Here is an 18,912-nt window from a genome sequence, read left to right as displayed (position 1 = left end):
CAAAATAGGTGGACATATGTGTAATTCACTTTCAACCTTCCGCGAAGATTTGATTCTTTACGATCGTAACCAACAACTATAATATCAAAACAACATTATCCGCCTGTTTTTTTAAACAAAACCCCTTGATGCCCGCACCTCCCATCTAATTGACCTGGTGACCTTTATTAGAGCGAAGCTCATAGCATGGAAGATGCCTGATACACGGGGAGTTTACGAAACAGACGCTGGTGATGTTGAACGTGCTACTTGCAGTATGTTGATATACATTAACCAAAAATGAAACCTATGAAAACCCCAAAACTTTACCCTTTTAACCCTAAATCCCAAAAGTTAGTATTCGAAAAAAAGATAAGAGCGTTACTGACTTTTATTGCTTTCATAATATACCTCACCAGCCAGGCTCAAAACTGGCCTGCCGGTATCCACGATCCGTCAAGCATAATAAAAGATAAAGACAAGTACTGGATCTTTGCCACCGGAGACGGTATTGCGGCCAAATATTCTTATGATATGGTGACCTGGCTGGATGGTCCTTCCCCTTTCCCAAACGGGGAGTATCCCAGTTGGATAGACACCTATACGAACAATCCTGCTGGCCCTGGCTCTTTCACGGGACATTTCTGGGCTCCCGATATTATTTACATGAATGGTAAGTATTATCTCTACTATTCTGCCTCGGTTTGGGGAACTACCTTTTCATGTATTGGGGTAGTGGTGAATGAAACCCTGGATCCGGAAGACCCAAACTATGAATGGGTAGACCAGGGAGATATCGGGATATATTCCCCGAGAGCCGGTTTCGACATCAATGCCATTGACGCCGCCATGATGCGGGGGCCTGATAATCGTATTTGGATGACATATGGATCATTTAATAAGGATGGAATCCTTGTGACTGAAGTCGATTCCATATCCGGACAGCCTATTGGCAATACCATTTCTGTAGCCAACTCATATACAGGAAACGGAGCCTATGGAGAAGGAGAAGGAGGTAGCATGTTTTATCGTGATGGGTATTACTATCTTATTTATGATAAAGGCGGATGCTGTAACGGAATTGCCAGCACTTATTATATGGTGATCGGGAGATCTGTTTCACCTTTTGGCCCTTTTACAGACAAAGATGGAAACCCAATGAGAGTAGAAAGTGCTCCTAGCGGAGGCACCTTGTTTTTTGAACATGACGACAGCCGGGGACTGGACGATCGGTACTACGGTCCGGGACATTTCGGATTATATCGGGAAAATGGCGTTGACTACGTTTCCTTTCACTACTACTCTCCCAATGGCTACTACCCAAGTGAAGAGGCCAACTACATGGGTGGCCCTACCCTTGGACATGCCATGTTGGAGTGGGGCGAAGATGGATGGCCCACATTATCGATGGACTTTTTGAAAGCTGGTGTCTATTCGCTCGAAAATGAAAATAGTTCCAAGGCGCTCGATCTCGAAAATCACAATACCTCGAGCGGAACGATCACCTATCAATACGATGTCAACCCTAACCAGTCAACACAGAAATGGCGTTTTACGCCACTTGGCACCGGAGAATACACTATACAGAGCTATGCGGATGAAACCAAATACCTGGAAGCCGTGGGCACAAACAATGACACAGATATTCAACTGACCAGCAATTATACCGGAACTATTAATCAGAAATGGAGGGTAGTCAAAGATGCTAATGATCAATTAATCATTTATCCATCAAGCAAAGATGTCATGATGGAAATTCCATTTGCACAAACGGCTGATGCCCCTGTTACTCTTTTTGTTAATACCAACCATCCTTGTCAGCGATGGACGGTGTCTGAATTTTTACCCGACACACCCACACTCAGCAAGCTTACCACAAGCAATGGAACTTTAGTCCCTAATTTCGATCCGGACATATTTAATTACACCGTATATGCCGCAAAAGGTGCCTCCAGTGTAACACTTACCCCTACCCCGGCTGATAATTCATTTACCATTACTGAGAATGGAGCTTCCAATGGGGTTGTGGATATCTCATCTGGTGAGCAAACAGCAACTTTTGACCTTACCACTTCCATCAATACAAACTCAACCTATACGATCACGGTTGTTCCGGTAGCACTCAAACATTCGTACTCATTTGAATCAGATGCATCCGATCAGGTAGGGTCTGCACATGGTAGCTTGGCCGGAAGTGCGACCATCTCCAATGGTGCCCTGATCCTGGATGCCGAAGGAGATTACGCAAACCTGGATGCGGCGACCATCGCTATTAATACTTATCAATCCACCACTTTGGAATTGTTTGTAAAAACAGGTGCCGATGTAGGTTGTTCCATGGCCTTGTTTATGGGGGACATCAATCTCATATGGATGGAGGGCAATGATTACCTTATGACCTCTGCCTCCAACTGTAGCGATATCAGTTACTCCTGTATTCAACAAGGAGACGCTTATCCTTGGACTACTGAGTTGGGTGTATTTGGCCCTGCGCTCGGCGAAAACGAAATGCATCATCTTGTCACCGTCATACGTGGAGAATCATTACGTTTTTATGTGGACGGCGATGAACTTGGCTTTATCCCATTGGATGATAGTCGCCAGTTGTCTAATGTATCTAATAACCATGCGTTTCTTGGGAAAAGTGGATATTTCAACGACCCAACCTGGCTTGGGGAAATCCATGAATTTAATATCTACGCGGGTCAGGTGGATGCCGCCTCGATCAGACAATCCGCAGATGGATTTTTAATGCCTGCTGTTTCCTCATTAGCGGATATGAGCTTTGAAGTTGGCAGTTTGTCTCCGTCCTTCGACCCCGCTATACATTCTTATACAGTATCCCTTCCAGCCGGAACCGCTAGTGTTCAACCCACTGTTATCACCACTTCTACGGCAGCGATAGTAAACGGTGATGATCCTGTCGATGTAAGCTCTGGATCGGGTACCTCTACCATCGTGGTCACCTCATTTGATGGCTCCTCTAGTACCACATACACTGTCAATTATTCAGTTATCAATAACACCACAATACATGTAGAAGGAATTATTGATGGCACCATCAACCTGGGCAGAGGTAAGAAAAAGGGATTTGCTGAGGTTACGGTATTTGATAACAATGGAAGCGCCGTTCCCAGTGTAACCGTAGATGGAACATTCATTGGCACTTTCAACGAGTCCATTTCCGGAGTTACCGGCACAGATGGTAAGGTTTACTTTGCCACATCAGGTGAGGCAACCGGAAGTGTAAATATCGACTTCTGCGTAGATAACCTAACCCACCAGGTCTTTAGCTACGATCCAAATAATAATAACCTGACTTGTGCAAGTGAAGGTGGGGCAAGAAAGTCGGAGCATGTTCTGGCCAATTCAGCTCCTTTTAAATTTTATCCTAATCCATCCACAAATTATTTGACAATCGAAATCCCGGTTTTTACCGGTTCAGAGATTATCTCGATTACTGACTTATCAGGTATTGTTCGAGGTAGAAAAAATGCTTCATCAACTATTGAAAGCTTGGATGTTTCGGACCTGTCCGCAGGAATTTATATTATCAGCGTTACAGGTCAAGAGTATAAATCGCAAGAATTCATGATCAAACATTAAACTTAGGTCTCTCACCAGCTAATCTTTTCGTATTGGCCGTTTTAACAATCGTTGAAGCGGCCTTTTTTTATTTAAACACCACTGCCCAACAGTATGCCAGGAGCCAATGGATATATTAAATTCAATTTTTCAAACAAGATCGAAGATTCACTGGCCGTGCGCCCGGATATCCGCGTCACTCCTTCCGGAATGACGTTCTAGCTGTAAATGTCAATGGCTAACACCAAAAGCCAAAAGCCGAACAGTATTCAGTTATCGGTTGTCGGTTCTCAGATAACAGCTAAAGTCAAAGGCCAAAAGCCAAAAGCAAATGGCCAAGGGCCAACGCCAAAAGCCAAAAGCCAACTGGCTCTCCCTCCGGAATGATGTTCTAAAGAAGGACCAAAAGCAAACGACCAACGCCAAAGGCCAACAGATATCGGTTCTCAGTTAACAGCTAAAGGCAAAGGCCAAAAGCAAATGGCCAAGGGCCAACGCCAAAAGCCATACTTCCACTAATTCATATAAAACGGATATATTAGCTATCTCACACTATATTCGTCAGCAGATCATGCATCTTCATGTTCAGGTCAAAACCCCATTCTATGCACACGGTTCAATTTTTTCTGGTAACAGTTCTTCTTTCTATCACTATGCAAGTGTATGGCCAGTGGACCATCCAGAACTATGACGCATATAGTCGGTTTAATAAAATTAAGTTTAGAACGGAAACCGAAGGTTTTTTGCTTGGCGACTATTCTCAAATTCTGAAGACCACTGATGGTGGGGCTACCTGGAATTCAATATACGCCGGAACCAGTGTATTCTTTCAGGATTTTCAATTGATAAATGACTCCACTTTAATCGCTAGTGGTTTTTATTATGAGAATGCAGGTGATAACAAACAAAGCAAAGTTTTAAAATCTATGGATAATGGAGATACCTGGCAGGTAATTAGCACACTCCCAAATAAGAAATTTTATTCACAATGGTTTTTTGATGATGAGGTCGGACTTTTGTCAGGATTTGATGGGATTTACAAAACATCAGATTCTGGCACATCATGGGATTTGGTAGCGGAGATCAATTCCGGAAAGGACAACAAATTGTTTTTTGTAGATGACTCTACTGGCTTTGCAGCCAATGGAACCATCCTTTTAAAATCTGACGATCAGGGTCAAACATGGACTAGCTATCAAGAATTTGAGAACGAAATTCATAGTATTCATTTCTTCAATCAAAACAAGGGAGTTATTGGATCCGTGGGAAAAGTATATCAGACCAGTGATGGTGGAAATAGCTGGAAAGAAGATTCTATCGTTAGTAATCTCTCTGTTTTATCTATTGACTTCATTTCTGACAGCACTGGTTATATGGTAAGCACATACACGGGACCAGTTCCACTTTACATGGGATTTGTAGTGTACACAGCGATCTCCAGAACGACTGACGGAGGAGATCACTGGGAATCGGTTATGATTCCTGGGGAACTGTATTCAATTGACTTTATTTCAGAATCCAATGGATACATCTCCGGCGGAGGTAATTTGATCATGAATTACAAGGGTGGAGCTATTGACGAACTGCCAGCTGATTACCCATGGAAAATTTCAGGTATTACTGAACAGAAACCACCGATTAAAAGTGTTTTTCCCAACCCAGTTAGGGACCAACTCACTATTGAATTCGCTACCTCTATTGACCTCCCGAATATTGCCCTGTATTCCATAGATGGAAGGCTTATTAAGGCTGAGCAAACTATGATGGGGAACTTTGTAGAAATTGATCTGAGCCAACATCCAAAAGGAGTTTATCTCTTGAAGGTAATCAAGGCCAAAGAACAGCAGACTTTCAAAATAATAAAGTAGTATTTCCTAAAAGCTCAACAGTTATCAGTCCACAGCTAATGGCCAATCGCCCAAAGCCAAAAAAAGGCCACACCTTCCGATGTGACCCTAATCGCCCTACTTGACAATTCATCAACCTATAAACTAACCTGACTATCTTCTCAATCTTCTTCCTCGTGGATCGATCGTTCTGGTAGTAGTTTCTCCATCGATAGTAACTGTCACTTCATTGTCACAAGTACCATCCCCGAAATCAACTTCTGCCACCTTGTCTCCGATCACAATCTCAATCACACCAGCTACAGCCACACCATGGTTAATCTCCCAGCAAACTCTTTTGAAGATCAAAGTTTCCACGATGGTGATCGTATATTGCTGACCGTCTCTTCTTACGCCACTGGCATCTCCAGTCACCTCCGCACGGTCATCATCTTCAGTTTCGCCCAGGATGCGTGTACGGATATGCTCAGCATCACGCGTCGCGAAGGTTCCGTCAGGGAACGTAATTTTTCCACCAGTCATAGTGATTTTTATTACACGTCCAGGTGAGTCCTGAGTAGTCAGATTTTCAAACACCCGTGTTCCTTCCACATGCAGGCTGTCTACATAAAAGTCCTCCAGTGTGACCGTTCTGGTAGCCCCATATTCATGACGGTTTCCTGAATAGGTAATGATGATTTTACCTTTTCTGACTACCCCATGAGGGCCTTCACAGCCATCACCGAAGTCGATAGTGATGATGTGGTTGACGGTATCCTTAGTGATAGTGGCACAGTCCAGCACCAAATCTCTACGGTCTCTGAACGGACCCGCCACTCTTGAGCCAGCACTGGCATCTATATCCAGCAAATCAAAACCCGCCTCAGCGACCATGTCCACATCTTCAAAACCTGATTCGATGGCGGCCTCTGAATCCAGGTCCAGGGCTGAAACCGATTCTGAAAGCTCTTTCTCTGATATACTGTCACCTTGCTCATCACAAGAGAAGAAGGTAAGGGTGATCAGTATAAACAGTGCGGAAAATAATGTTGTCTTTTTCATAGTATTAGTACGTTTGTTTCCAATTGAATTTGTCCCTTTGACAACACTACCTACCGAGGGTTTAATCAGAATTGAATTTTTTTTATAATTATTTCTAACTTTCCAATCTGATACAATTATTCCATCAACCCATATCCCTAACACCAACTGAAAATGCTAAGAATAGCTTTAATCCTGACCGCCATTCTTTCAGTGACCTTTAGTGGCTTTTCTCAAGGATGTAGTGACGCCGGTTTTTGTACCATGGGTGCCATGCGACCAGACCAGTCCTACTCCAAAAAGTTCAACATCAAACCTAAAAGCCTCGAACTCAATTACTATAAAGGCAAAACCACTCTCAGTCCTGTGGTCCGCGTGATCACCGCAGATATGACCTATACCATTAATGATAAAATGGCTTTTCAAATCAAGGTCCCCTATCAAATGGTGAAGGGTAACCTCGGTAAGAATAAAGGAATGGGCGACATCTCCCTGAGCGCCTCCCGAAACATGGGCACCGTGGGTGACTATGACCTGAACCTGACCGTAGGAGCTAAAATCCCAACCGGTGATGCCAGTGACAAGGGAGAGAATGAAGAATTTGAAGGGGTTGTGGGCAGAGTTCCGGAACAGCTGCCGATGTATTATCAGGTGAGCCTAGGTACTTACGACTTTGTGGCGGGGGCCTCGTTGATCAATGATAAATGGCTTTTCGCAACGGGGATTCAGGTACCGGTTATCCATCAAAACAAAAATGACTTTCGATGGGGAAAATGGACCGACTATCCCGATCAGGACTATATTCAGGAATACTTTCTGGCCAATGATTTAGAGAGAGGTATAGATGTGATGCTCAGAGCGGAACGAAACTTCAGATTTCTCAACTATAACTTCTCACTTGGTCTCCTCCCCATCTACCGAATCACCCGGGATGAGCGCTATGACTTCAATATTGATGAGCGTATCAAGGTGGATGGCTCAACCGGCCTGGCACTATCAGCCCTGGCAAGTGCTGGCTATCAATTCAATGTATCCAATGCCGTCAAGCTGATCTATGGCCACAAATTGATGGAGCGTAATAACAATCCTGATGGACTCACCCGTCATTCTGTTCTAAGTTTCAGCTATATCTACAAATTCTGATGAGACAAAGTACACTAATCATCCTTTTTTCATGGCTGTTTACTGCTGCATTTGGACAGGAAGCCGTCTATACACAGGCAGAATACGACCTTGTCAATGGGCATTATCAAAAGGCTTACGCTGGCTTCAAAAAAGCGGCAAATTTCTACGAAGGAGAGAATAACTTTCACAACTACACCTTGTGCAATATCAAAATGGCGCAATGTCGACTAAACGAGGGAAAAGCCGACCTGGCCGTACAACTGGGAGAAAGTGCGCTGACCTTTACCAGGGATTTCCTAAAGGGAAACGAAAGCCTGGAACCAAGAGCTTTAAACCTGCTCGGTGAAGGTTATCTGGCCCTTGGGAGAAATGACCTGGCATTGGAGTATCTGCTCCAAGAAGAAAACTACTACAAGTCCACGGGAGAAATGAATGCAGCCCGTTGCTACAACAACCTGGGTGTGGTTTACTGGAACATTGGAAATAAAACCACAGCCCTCTCCTACCACGAACGGTCTTTGAAAATTAAACAACAGATGATGGAGCCTGACAATCCTGCCATTGCGGACTCCTATATCAATATTGGCCTGATCTATATAGATGCAGAATATCAAAAAGCCATCGATTACTTTAACCAGGCACTGGATATTTACATTGAGAACTTTGGAGACCAGCACCCGAAAGTAGCCAACTGTTACAGCAACCTTGCGTTCGCCTACAGCTATCAGGAACTATATGACGAAGCACTTCAGTACCTGGACCTTGTCATGGATATATGGGAATCGACCCTTCAGGGTGACCATCCGAACAAGGCCTTTACCCTATCCAGCAAAGGCAGAATCTTATCGAAGAAAGGTGATTTTAAGCAGGCACTCTTTTTTCAGCAGTCCGCACTCCATCAATACCTGAGGATCCATGGTGAAAAGCACCCAGAGGTAGCAAGCTGTTACAGCCTGATCGGGAGTATCTATGAAGAACAAGGCAAATTCAAACTAGCTGTTGAAAACTATCAGGCATCTATTTATGCCAACCTGTTTACGCAGGAATATGCCTCCATCTACGATCAACCAGATTTAAAAGAATACTACAATGCGGACGTACTTCTAGGCTCTTTACAATCGAAGGCAAAGTCATTGGAGGTATTGCACTATGAAAAAACCTTGAAGCCAAAAGACCTGATCTCGTCCCTTGACACCTACACCCTTTGCGATGACCTCATTTCTATTATACGGGAGTTGAGGTTGAGTGAAGCGGACAAGCTGCGTCTGGGTAAAATCTCCACAGATGTTTACAATAATGGGATCAGGATTGCTTTGGAGCTCAGCAGAAGGACTTTCCGTCGAAACAATTTTAAAGAACGTGCTTTTGAGTTTTGCGAAAGAAGTAAGGCCGCCATATTGCTGGAAGCCATCAACGAGACCAAGGCCAAAGCCTTTGCTGGTATCCCTGCTGAAATGCTACAGATCGAGGATAGTTTGAAAACGGAGATTAGCTACCTGGAGCAAAAGCTGGCGCAGAGCGAAGAAAAAGAGTCTATCAAGGAAGAGTTGTTTCTGTATAAGCAGAGCTATCGTGACTATATCAGCAAACTGGAAAAAGAATACCCTGAGTACTACAAGCTCAAATACAGTAGCAGCATAGCATCTGTAGAAGACGTTCAAAATAATCTCGAATCCAACGAAGCAGTACTTTCTTATTTCACCGGTGAGCAAACTATTTATGTCTTTGTAATCACCGACCGCAAGTTTGAAATTCTGGATTTGCCTAAGGACGAAAACTTTTTCGGACTGGCCAAGGCATTTAGAAATAGCATCAAATACAACATTCAGGAGGTATTTCGGTCATCCTCGGCGGAACTCTATCAACAGCTCATACCTACCATACCTAAAGACCTTGCTCACATCATCATCGTACCGGATGGGATTCTGGGCACCTTACCTTTCGAAGCATTCATGAACGAAGAAGGGCGCTATCTACTTCAGGAACTATCGATCTCCTACGACTATGCAGCTACCCTGCTAATTGACCGAAAAGCATCCAAACAGATTGCCAGCAACTCGAAAGGTATCCTCCTCTCTGCACCCATCAACTTCGAAAAAAACGAAGTAAGAATGGTCGACCTGCCGGGCTCGGAAGCCGAGGTAAGAGAAATCAAATACTTGTTTGTAGCGACACCTGAGAAACCAACCGTAACACTTAAGTCGGATGCGAATGAAGCTTCGGTAAAAAGTGATAACCTCAAGCAGTACAGATACTTACACTTTGCGACACATGGCATTGTCAATGAGTCCAAACCAGAGCTATCCAGGATTTTCCTTTGTCCGTCGGATGATGAAGATGGCAGTTTGTACTCCGGGGAAATCTATAACCTCAAAATCAATGCGGATCTGGTGACCCTCTCAGCCTGTGAAACAGGCCTTGGGAAGATTGCCGAAGGAGAAGGTATTGTTGGACTAAGCCGTTCCCTAATGTATGCCGGAGCAAAGAACCTGATCGTCTCGTTATGGCAGGTGGCTGACGCGAGTACGGCCGACTTGATGATCGACTTTTACAAAGAGCACCTCCTCCACCCTGACGATAAACAATTCGGAGATGACCTTAGAAAAGCCAAACTGAACCTCTTAACCTCGGAGAAATATTCAAGCCCTTATTACTGGGCTCCGTTTATACTGGTTGGAGACTGATCTCATGTTCAATCCCGCAACTCACTGCTTTCGAACGAGATAACCTGAAGAATCAGGGACAGGTTTATCACGGAGCGCTTCAAAAACCCCATTTCATGTTTATCTTTGCACGCTTATGAAAAAGGTGGCATTTTATACGCTGGGATGTAAACTAAACTTTTCTGAGACGTCAACGATCTCCCGCATGTTTGAGGACAAGGGATTTCAAAAGGTGGACTTCACAGAACAGCCTGATATTTTCGTGATCAACACTTGTTCGGTTACTGAAAATGCAGATAAAAAATGTCGCAAAATCGTCAAGGAGGCTAAGAAAATCAGCCCGAAGAGCTATGTCACCATTGTAGGTTGCTACGCTCAGCTGAAGCCTAAAGAAATTAGTGAAATCAAAGGCGTTGATGCTGTTCTTGGAGCGGCGGAAAAATTCAGACTCTTCGATTACCTGGAAGATTTTACATCTAAGAATGAGCCGCAGGTTTTTGCTTCAGAAATACAGGAGGCTAAAGCCTACCACGCTTCTCACTCCTACGGTGACAGAACCCGAACTTTTCTGAAAGTTCAGGATGGCTGCAACTACGGTTGTGCCTTTTGTACCATCCCATTAGCACGGGGAAAAAGCCGTAGCGATAGTATCGAAAATATTGTGGAACAGGCCGAGGCCATTGGAAAGACCGAGGTGAAAGAGGTCGTCCTTACCGGGGTAAACATTGGGGACTTTGGTATCCAGGATGGAAAAAGGAAAGAAAAATTCATCGACCTGATCAAGGCGCTGGATGAAGTGGAAGGCATAGATCGGTTTAGGATTTCCTCTATTGAGCCTAACCTCCTCACCAACGAGGTGATCGAGTTTGTCTCTCAATCGAAAAAGTTTGTACCACATTTCCATGTGCCGCTACAATCGGGTAGCGACAATATCCTGAAGCGCATGAACCGCCGCTATTTGAGTGATTTGTACCGGGACCGTGTGGCTACTATAAAGCGGTTAATGCCTCACTGTTGTATTGGAGTGGATGTGATCACGGGATTCCCTGGAGAAACTGAGGAAGAGTTCCTAAAAACTTATAATTTCCTCAACGAGCTGGATATCTCCTATCTGCATGTCTTTACTTATTCAGAAAGACCAAATACACAGGCCTTAGATATGGATGGTGAGGTGCCCGTTGCAGAACGTCAGCAACGCTCTAACATGCTCAGAACCCTCTCTGAAAAGAAAAAGAGATACTTCTACGAGCAAAACCTGAGTGCACAGGCATCAGTGCTTTTCGAGGATGATGTGGAAAATGGGTTCATGCATGGTTTCACTGAAAACTATGTGCGGGTAAAAGCGAAGTACGATCCTGTGCTGATCAACGAACTCAAGGCCGTTCAGCTTACCGAAATTGATTCAGACGGGCATATGCTTGTTGAGGAGATGGAAGAGGTTCTGGTTCATTGAGAACTATCACATTCAAATAACTATCAAACAACCACGACGTGAAGATCATTTGCATCGGAAGAAATTATACGGAGCATATCGAAGAGTTAGGAAATGAAAGACCCGACAATCCGGTTATTTTCATGAAGCCTGACACGGCCATACTTAAAGACAATGCTCCTTTCTATTACCCGGAATTCAGTAAGGATATCCATCACGAGGTGGAGGTGTTGGTGAAAATCAAGAAAGAAGGCAAATCCATTTCCCCTGAATTTGCGCATAAGTATTATGATGAAATCGGTTTGGGAATTGACTTTACCGCCAGGGATGTTCAAAGCCAACTAAAGGAGAAAGGACAGCCATGGGAAAGAGCAAAGGCTTTCAATGGTTCGGCACCTATTTCAAAGTTTATTTCTAAAGCCGGGTTCGATCTTCAAAAAACAGGCTTTGAACTCAAGATTAATGGGCAAACGGTTCAAAATGGAAACACCAGCCTGATGCTTTGGCCCATCAATGAGCTCATTGCTTACGTATCTAAGTTTTTCACCTTAAAAACCGGCGATATCATTTTTACAGGCACCCCAAAAGGTGTTGGACCGGTTAGCATTGGAGATGAATTAGTGGGTTTTCTGGAAGGTCAGGAAATGTTTCGCTTCCAGGTGAAATAGTCAGATGAATGGGACGTTCCCCATTTTGTTAATAAATGCTGCCTATTGATTTTTTGTAAATAAGTGGGTTTATATCTTTACGATGCCCCAGAGAAAGCTATAGTGGATGCGCGCAGTTTATTTTCTAATCTTTTGTTTGATGAACCTTTGTCTGTCGGCACAATCTCCCGGCAAGTCAGACTATTATCTATTTCCTATTAATCCGGGTCAGCAAAATTATTTGGCCGGTACCATGGGTGAACTACGCCCCTCCCACTTCCATGCAGGTATTGATGTCAAAACAGGTGGAAGCATTGGACTACCGATCTATTCTACGGCCGATGGCTACGTCTATCGTATTAAAGTTTCAGCCGGAGGTTATGGGAATGCCCTGTACCTGAAGCATACAAATGGTACTACGAGCCTTTATGCTCATCTGGACCGCTACGCAGACAATATCGAGCGGTACGTCCTTTCGGAACAGTACGTTCAACAAACCTTTGAAATCCAGCTTTTCCCTGATAAGCACTACTTCCCTGTAAAACGCGGTGATCTTATCGGGTACTCCGGAAACACAGGCTCGTCCTTAGGACCTCATCTCCATTTTGAAATTCGGGATGAGGATCAAAAATTCCTTGACCCCCTCTCCTATGGCTTTGATGAAATCCGGGATGAGCTCACTCCTATCATTAAAAAGATTGCCTTCGTTACTATGGATAAAGAAGCAAGGGTCAATCACACCTTCGGAAGACACGAGTTTAGCGTTATTTCCACCGCTGATGGCCTTATGCATACTGCGGCACCCATCAGACTGAATGGAAAAGTGGGGATAGAGATGTACGGTTACGACCGCCAAAATGGTGTAACCAGCAAGAATGGCATCGCCGAGATTATCCTCAAAATAGATGGCGATACTATCTATCATGAACTAAAAGAAAGGATGTCCTTTGGAAAGCAGCGCGAAATTCTGGTTCACATGGATTACCCCACCTATCAAAGCCAAAGAAGCAAGTTCAATAAGCTCTTTGTGGACGATGGTAATATGAATGACTTCTACCTGAAATCTTCCCAGGGTTTTAATTTTAGTGATTCGGCTCACCTGGTGCAGATTTATGTCAAAGACACCTACGGAAATATTGGAACTTACGAACTCGAAGTCAACAAGCGTAAAATTGTCTACAAGCCACGACCAACAATCAGGGACTTTGAAATCCACCGTGACTTCATGCACTTAAAAGCCGATCACACCGGCACTCCGAGTCTGATCAATCTTTATTTTGGTCAGGCTCATGTTGATTTGCCCCCCTACCGGACAGACCGGTATGATGCCTACTACCTGTGGGACCTAAAGAATGGATTCCCTGATTCTGTAAACCTGTGTGGGGATGTGATAGATACCCACTTTTATACCGAGATTCCTTCCGAAACAGAAACTTCTTTTCACAACCATAGTCTGGACCTCTATTTTTCCAGTGAATGCCTGTTTGATACCATGTATCTGCGGTTCAAAAAGGAGATTGATGAAATCAGGTCAAGGGAGCTCTTTACCATACTTAATGACGAGACCCCCCTTAGGTCCAGCGTAAAAGTAACTCTCAAACCAGAATGGACCTATCCTGATTCAAGTGCTGCCGTATATGCGGTTTACGGAAATTCGCTGAGCTATATTGGAGGCACCTGGAAAGACGGTAATATTTCTTTTGGTACAAGAAACTTTGGCACTTACACGATTGAACAAGACACTGTTCCTCCGGTGATTACGCCTTATGTCATCAATAACCACGACGTTAAATTCAAGATCGGCGATAACCTATCAGGAATATCAAGCTATAAGGCCACCATCAATGGTCAGTTTCTTTTGATGAAATACGAACCAAAAAGAAGACTCATTTGGTCAGAAAGGCTGGATAAAAACATTCTGCTCTCCGGTGAGTTGGTACTGGAAGTAACGGACAATACCGGAAATAAATCTTATTATCGAAAAACTCTTTAAAGCATGTCATTATCTGTTGGGGACAAAGCTCCAAACTTCGAAAGTATTGATCAGGATGGAAACCCTATCACCCTGGAACAATTCAGGGGCAAAAGGGTGATCCTCTATTTCTACCCCAAAGACAACACTCCCGGCTGTACGGCCCAATCCTGTAACCTAAGAGATAACTATCAGGTCCTTTTGAAGCAAGGTTATGTGGTTTTAGGTATCAGTTCGGATAGCCCCAGAAAGCATCGAAACTTTATTAAGAAATATGACCTTCCCTTCCCTCTCATTGCAGATGAAGACACCTCAGTACACGAACTATATGGTACCTGGGGAGAGAAACAGATGTTTGGAAAAAAGTTCATGGGCACCTACAGAACCACCTTTGTGATTGATGAGAAGGGAACCATTGAGGAAATTATCAATAAAGTGAACACTGAGGATCACACCTCACAGATACTTCAGTAGCCATCGATTTTGTATTCCCTTGAATAAATCGAACTTTGCCTCATGATTACCAACAGGGAATTATTTCTTAAGAACCTCGCACAAACCACTGACTTTCCGCTTATGATTGAAATTGAGCGTGCTGAAGGCGTATACATGTATTCTCCGGAGGGTAAGCGTTATCTCGACCTAATCTCTGGTATCAGCGTCAGCAATGTAGGTCACTGTCATCCCAGAATCGTTAGTGCCATCAAGGAGCAAACCGAAAAATACATGCACCTGATGGTTTATGGTGAGTTTGTACAAACACCTCAGGTCAAGCTGGCAGAAGCCATATGCTCAACCCTGCCTGACCCGATTTCATCTGTTTACCTGGTCAATTCGGGTAGCGAAGCCATTGAAGGCGCCATCAAATTAGCAAAGCGGTATACTGGCAAACCTAAAATCATCTCTTGTATAGATGCATACCACGGCTCCTCTCAAGGTGCACTATCAGCCGGAGGAAATGAAATGTTCAAGCAGAACTATCGACCATTGATCCCGGGGCATGAAAACATACGATTCAATGACTTTAATGAACTGAATAAGATTGATGATCAAACTGCGGCAGTGCTGATTGAGACCGTTCAGGGAGAGGCCGGTATCAGACTTGCGGATGAGGACTATTTTAAGAAAGTAAGGCAACGTTGCAACGAAGTCGGTGCGCTACTCATTCTGGATGAAATACAGACGGGATTTGGGCGTACAGGAACGTTCTGGGCTTTTGAACAATATGGAATCGTTCCTGACATTATTGCCAGTGCGAAAGGAATGGGTGGCGGTATGCCAATAGGCTGTTTTATCAGCTCTAAGGAAATCATGGGGGCCCTGAAAGAAAACCCGATCCTTGGCCACATCACCACATTTGGCGGTCATCCTGTAAGTGCTGCTGCCTCTTTAGCAACGCTGAAGGTCATCCAGGAAGAAAACTTACTGGAAGGTGTAAAGGAAAAGTTTGAGCTTTTTAAGTCTCTTCTGGTTCATCCAAAAATCAGGGAAGTCCGTGGTAAAGGACTGATGATCGCGGTGGCCTTTGATACATTTGACACCCTGAAACCGATCATTGACAAGGCTATTGAGCTGGGTGTCGTAACAGACTGGTTCCTGTTCTGTGACAATGCCATGCGTATCGCTCCTCCTCTGACCATCACAGAAGAGGAAATAAAAATGGCTTGCAAGATGATCCTGCAAGCCATTGAAATCCTTGATTAAGGGGAAAACTTATAGCAATTCCTCTAGTTCAAGTTTTACAGTTTTTTCTCCTGAAGTTCCTTTAACCACTAGCTCAGCAGTTGTTCCCGGCTTCTTGAGCATATCTTCAATTTCTATTAATGAAAGATCTGAAGTCGCCTTACCATTGATAGATACTAGTTCATCATTAACATTGATGCCACTATCTGCAGCAGGACCATTTTCCTGTACCTGGTGAATCAATACTTTGCTCATATCGCTACTCATTTGAACATCCAATCCACTACAGTTCACAGGTACAGTTTTTTCAGCCATTCCATTCGGCTCAAAATAGATTACGTTATTCTTATAATCGAAAAGGATGTTGAATTTACTCAACAGTTTGTTTCCAAGAATCCCTGAGACCTTTTTATGAGCCTGGATACCTCCGGTAGTCTGACTGATGCCTACAGGTACTTTAGAAAAACTGTAGAACTTCAAATCAAGCTCCTCAACTCTTCCTTCATAATGGACCGTTTCCTTATTTCCTACCCCTTTTACGAGGTATGAATAATGATCACCTGTTTTATTGATCACTTTATTCTTCTTGGCAAATGGGGTATTAAAATCCATGGTAGTCCCTGCGCCTGTGTTCACAAAGAAAGAAGCATCAAGACGTTCACCATTATTCAGGGTCACGTAACCCTTAACCACAGGGATCGCTGATTGAAGCTTGAAACCTACTTTTTTACCAGAGGTCGGATACGCATCGTCTTTATAGATTTCTACCTTCATATCGTCATAGTTAAGTCTGGCCACATGATGATGTAGCAAGTCATAACCAATGATACCATCAATTTTACGACCAATGCTCATTGAAAGGTGATTGAGATCTATGGCCTCAATCGTGATATCACTTTCAAGTTTCATCGTACCCAATTCTATTGAATTATGTTTGATAGCTGCAGCTTTTATAGCACCCTGGGCTCCTGCCACATCTCCCTTGTGGTCCATATTCAATTTCATCGCTTTGGCAGCGTCAAAATCGATGACCGTATAGCCCGCTCCCGAATCGAAAATGAATGACATTGGCTCTGAACCATCCACAACGATTGGTATAATAATATGATCTCCGTATAACTCAAACGAAGCGACACCTTCCGGCTTCTGGGCATATAGACTTACAGAAACCATCAAAAGTGCAACGGCGATTATTTTTTTCATGTGCTTGTAATTGGTTTAACAAATGATTCACAAAATCGGGAAATCCTTCCAGCCCTAATAGTAGCTACCTTAGCCCGGGCAATCCGTTTATCCCAATCATGTGGCGATGAATACAAATTTCAGTCCAATTTAAAACAGAATTGAATCTTATCGTATCCAATTGATTTAATTTTCCACGATAAGTTTTGAAATTAATCGGTAATTAAACTCGTATGTTAGAAAAAGTAGAAGAGGCATGTGCCTTTCTAAAAAACCACGGTTACGATCAAGCCAGTATAGCAATCATCCTTGGAACAGGCTTAGGTGGTTTGGTAAATGAAATCAATATTGAAAAATCCATTGACTATAAGGATATTCCATATTTCCCAATAAGCACGGTTGAATCCCATTCCGGGAAACTTATTCTTGGAACCATCGGTTCAAAAAAAGTAATTGCCATGCAAGGACGCTTTCACTACTACGAAGGATATAGCATGGATCAGGTTGTTTTTCCGGTCCGTGTTTTGAAATGGCTCGGAGTATCAAGTCTCTTTATATCCAATGCGGCGGGATGCATGAACCTGACATGGAACAAAGGTGAATTAATGCTCATTACCGACCATATTAACCTACAACCTGAAAATCCTTTAAGGGGGGTAGATTCAGGAAAGTTTGGCCCCATCTTTACTGATATGAGTGAGCCTTACGATCCAGAACTTAACGACAAAATCATGGTTGCTGCGAATAAACTGGATATCTTATTAAATAAAGGCGTGTACGTCGCTGTACCAGGCCCCAGTTTGGAAACAAAGGCCGAGTATCGATTTTTGAGAAACGCAGGAGCAGATGTCGTGGGGATGTCTACAGTCCCTGAGGTAATTGCGGCCAATCAAATGGGCCTTCGCGTAGCAGCGATTTCCGTATTAACAGATGATTGCGATCCGGACAATTTGCAGCCTATCAACATTCAGGAAATTCTTGAAACCGCTGCAATTGCCGAAAAATCACTTATCAGCATCATCAAAGAAGTTGTTGTATCAATGTAAACTACTAGTCATGAGCACTGATCATATTCCCTACCAGCCAATCCAATTCACCAATGAAGATCGAGAAAAGCAGGCACAGGCCTATGATGAGTTTATGAACCGGCGGAGAACAGTAAGGAACTTTAGCGACCAGCCAGTATCAAGGAAAGTAATCGGGCATCTGATTATGACGGCTTCCTCGGCACCCTCCGGAGCGCATAAACAACCGTGGACATTTTGTGCCGTTAGTGATCCTGATACCAAAAAGGCGATTCGTAAGGCAGCCGAAAAAGAGGAATATGACAGCTACCATGGACGCATGAGCGAAAGATGGCTGGAAGACCTAAAACCTATTGGCACCAACTGGGAGAAACCTTTTCTGGAAGAAGCTCCCTGGTTAATAGTGGTATTCAAAAAAGTTTATGACAGAATAGATGGAACAAAAGCGAGCAACTACTATGTGAATGAGTCCGTGGGAATTGCCTGTGGCTTCCTTATCTCAGCTATCCATAATGCCGGATTGGTTACGGTAACACATACCCCCTCCCCGATGAACTTCCTGGGAAAGATTTTGGACCGACCAGAAGAAGAAAGACCCTATCTGTTATTACCTGTCGGGCTACCCGCCAAAGATGCCATGGTACCTAACTTTAAGAGAAAAAATCTGAATCAAGTATCCAAATGGTATTAAACCTTGAATTTTGATAATTATACCATGAAAACGTCAAAAAAACCGTTAAACTCTCTTAGTC

Annotated in this window: 13 protein-coding genes; 11 read left to right on the top strand and 2 right to left on the bottom strand. The window is 43.6% G+C overall.

What is annotated here, in order from left to right; all coding sequences use genetic code 11:
- Positions 1-288: 288 nt before the first annotated feature.
- On the top strand, positions 289-3,585 hold the full coding sequence (locus NXR94_RS15870; RefSeq protein ID WP_258105650.1) for a family 43 glycosylhydrolase: 3,297 nt from the start codon (positions 289-291) through the stop codon (positions 3,583-3,585).
- A gap of 584 nt (positions 3,586-4,169) precedes the next feature.
- A complete protein-coding gene (locus NXR94_RS15865) occupies positions 4,170-5,432 on the top strand; it encodes a YCF48-related protein (RefSeq protein ID WP_258105649.1) in 1,263 nt (420 codons plus the stop codon).
- Positions 5,433-5,564: 132 nt separating this feature from the next.
- On the opposite strand, the gene NXR94_RS15860 is transcribed toward NXR94_RS15865, so the two are convergent.
- Complete coding sequence (locus tag NXR94_RS15860; protein ID WP_258105648.1) at positions 5,565-6,452, bottom strand: hypothetical protein; 888 nt, start codon at positions 6,450-6,452, stop codon at positions 5,565-5,567.
- A 153-nt stretch (positions 6,453-6,605) separates the two neighbouring features.
- Between NXR94_RS15860 and NXR94_RS15855 the strand changes: the two genes are divergently transcribed.
- The 7 genes from NXR94_RS15855 to NXR94_RS15825 all read left to right on the top strand — a co-directional run bounded on the left by NXR94_RS15855 (position 6,606) and on the right by NXR94_RS15825 (position 15,974).
- A complete protein-coding gene (locus NXR94_RS15855; RefSeq protein ID WP_258105647.1) occupies positions 6,606-7,574 on the top strand; it encodes a hypothetical protein in 969 nt (322 codons plus the stop codon).
- Positions 7,574-10,240 (top strand): CHAT domain-containing tetratricopeptide repeat protein, encoded by a 2,667-nt coding sequence (locus tag NXR94_RS15850; protein ID WP_258105646.1) that lies wholly within the window; start codon positions 7,574-7,576, stop codon positions 10,238-10,240. Before NXR94_RS15855 ends, NXR94_RS15850 begins: the two co-directional genes overlap by 1 nt.
- A gap of 115 nt (positions 10,241-10,355) precedes the next feature.
- The gene (mtaB, locus tag NXR94_RS15845) at positions 10,356-11,672 is read left to right on the top strand and encodes a tRNA (N(6)-L-threonylcarbamoyladenosine(37)-C(2))-methylthiotransferase MtaB (RefSeq protein ID WP_258105645.1); all 1,317 of its coding nucleotides are present in this window, start codon (positions 10,356-10,358) and stop codon (positions 11,670-11,672) included.
- 38 nt (positions 11,673-11,710) lie between these two features.
- Complete coding sequence (locus tag NXR94_RS15840) at positions 11,711-12,319, top strand: fumarylacetoacetate hydrolase family protein (RefSeq protein ID WP_258105644.1); 609 nt, start codon at positions 11,711-11,713, stop codon at positions 12,317-12,319.
- 139 nt (positions 12,320-12,458) lie between these two features.
- Positions 12,459-14,291, top strand: a complete 1,833-nt coding sequence (locus tag NXR94_RS15835) for a M23 family metallopeptidase (RefSeq protein ID WP_258105643.1) — start codon at positions 12,459-12,461, stop codon at positions 14,289-14,291.
- Between the two features lie 3 nt (positions 14,292-14,294).
- Positions 14,295-14,744 (top strand): thioredoxin-dependent thiol peroxidase, encoded by a 450-nt coding sequence (gene bcp / locus NXR94_RS15830; RefSeq protein WP_258105642.1) that lies wholly within the window; start codon positions 14,295-14,297, stop codon positions 14,742-14,744.
- A gap of 45 nt (positions 14,745-14,789) precedes the next feature.
- Positions 14,790-15,974 carry an aspartate aminotransferase family protein gene (locus NXR94_RS15825; RefSeq protein WP_258105669.1) on the top strand — a complete coding sequence of 395 codons (1,185 nt, stop codon included), beginning with the start codon at positions 14,790-14,792 and terminating at the stop codon, positions 15,972-15,974.
- 9 nt (positions 15,975-15,983) lie between these two features.
- Here NXR94_RS15825 and NXR94_RS15820 read toward each other — a convergent pair whose 3' ends face one another.
- A complete protein-coding gene (locus NXR94_RS15820; RefSeq protein ID WP_258105641.1) occupies positions 15,984-17,156 on the bottom strand; it encodes an aspartyl protease family protein in 1,173 nt (390 codons plus the stop codon).
- A gap of 212 nt (positions 17,157-17,368) precedes the next feature.
- Here NXR94_RS15820 and NXR94_RS15815 point away from each other — a divergent pair, with 212 nt between their 5' ends.
- Both NXR94_RS15815 and NXR94_RS15810 read left to right on the top strand, forming a co-directional pair.
- Positions 17,369-18,181, top strand: coding sequence for a purine-nucleoside phosphorylase (locus tag NXR94_RS15815; protein WP_258105640.1), 813 nt, complete (start codon positions 17,369-17,371; stop codon positions 18,179-18,181).
- A gap of 10 nt (positions 18,182-18,191) precedes the next feature.
- Entirely contained in the window at positions 18,192-18,851 is a 660-nt protein-coding gene (locus tag NXR94_RS15810; protein ID WP_258105639.1) for a nitroreductase family protein, read from the top strand.
- Positions 18,852-18,912 lie beyond the last annotated feature (61 nt).

Source organism: Marinoscillum sp. MHG1-6 (assembly GCF_024714475.1).
GTDB lineage: Bacteria > Bacteroidota > Bacteroidia > Cytophagales > Cyclobacteriaceae > JAMZMI01.
Note: the sequence above shows the minus strand (reverse complement) of the source record. Positions and strands in the feature narration are given on the sequence as shown.

What these genes read in the sequence shown, in the direction of transcription:
- mtaB (WP_258105645.1), top strand. Translation starts at nt 10,356, where the DNA reads ATGAAAAAGGTGGCATTTTATACGCTGGGATGTAAACTAAACTTTTCT.
- NXR94_RS15865 (WP_258105649.1), top strand. Translation starts at nt 4,170, where the DNA reads ATGCACACGGTTCAATTTTTTCTGGTAACAGTTCTTCTTTCTATCACT.
- NXR94_RS15870 (WP_258105650.1), top strand. Translation starts at nt 289, where the DNA reads ATGAAAACCCCAAAACTTTACCCTTTTAACCCTAAATCCCAAAAGTTA.
- NXR94_RS15855 (WP_258105647.1), top strand. Translation starts at nt 6,606, where the DNA reads ATGCTAAGAATAGCTTTAATCCTGACCGCCATTCTTTCAGTGACCTTT.
- NXR94_RS15835 (WP_258105643.1), top strand. Translation starts at nt 12,459, where the DNA reads ATGAACCTTTGTCTGTCGGCACAATCTCCCGGCAAGTCAGACTATTAT.
- NXR94_RS15860 (WP_258105648.1), bottom strand. Translation starts at nt 6,452, where the DNA reads ATGAAAAAGACAACATTATTTTCCGCACTGTTTATACTGATCACCCTT.
- NXR94_RS15820 (WP_258105641.1), bottom strand. Translation starts at nt 17,156, where the DNA reads ATGAAAAAAATAATCGCCGTTGCACTTTTGATGGTTTCTGTAAGTCTA.
- NXR94_RS15810 (WP_258105639.1), top strand. Translation starts at nt 18,192, where the DNA reads ATGAGCACTGATCATATTCCCTACCAGCCAATCCAATTCACCAATGAA.
- NXR94_RS15850 (WP_258105646.1), top strand. Translation starts at nt 7,574, where the DNA reads ATGAGACAAAGTACACTAATCATCCTTTTTTCATGGCTGTTTACTGCT.
- NXR94_RS15815 (WP_258105640.1), top strand. Translation starts at nt 17,369, where the DNA reads ATGTTAGAAAAAGTAGAAGAGGCATGTGCCTTTCTAAAAAACCACGGT.
- bcp (WP_258105642.1), top strand. Translation starts at nt 14,295, where the DNA reads ATGTCATTATCTGTTGGGGACAAAGCTCCAAACTTCGAAAGTATTGAT.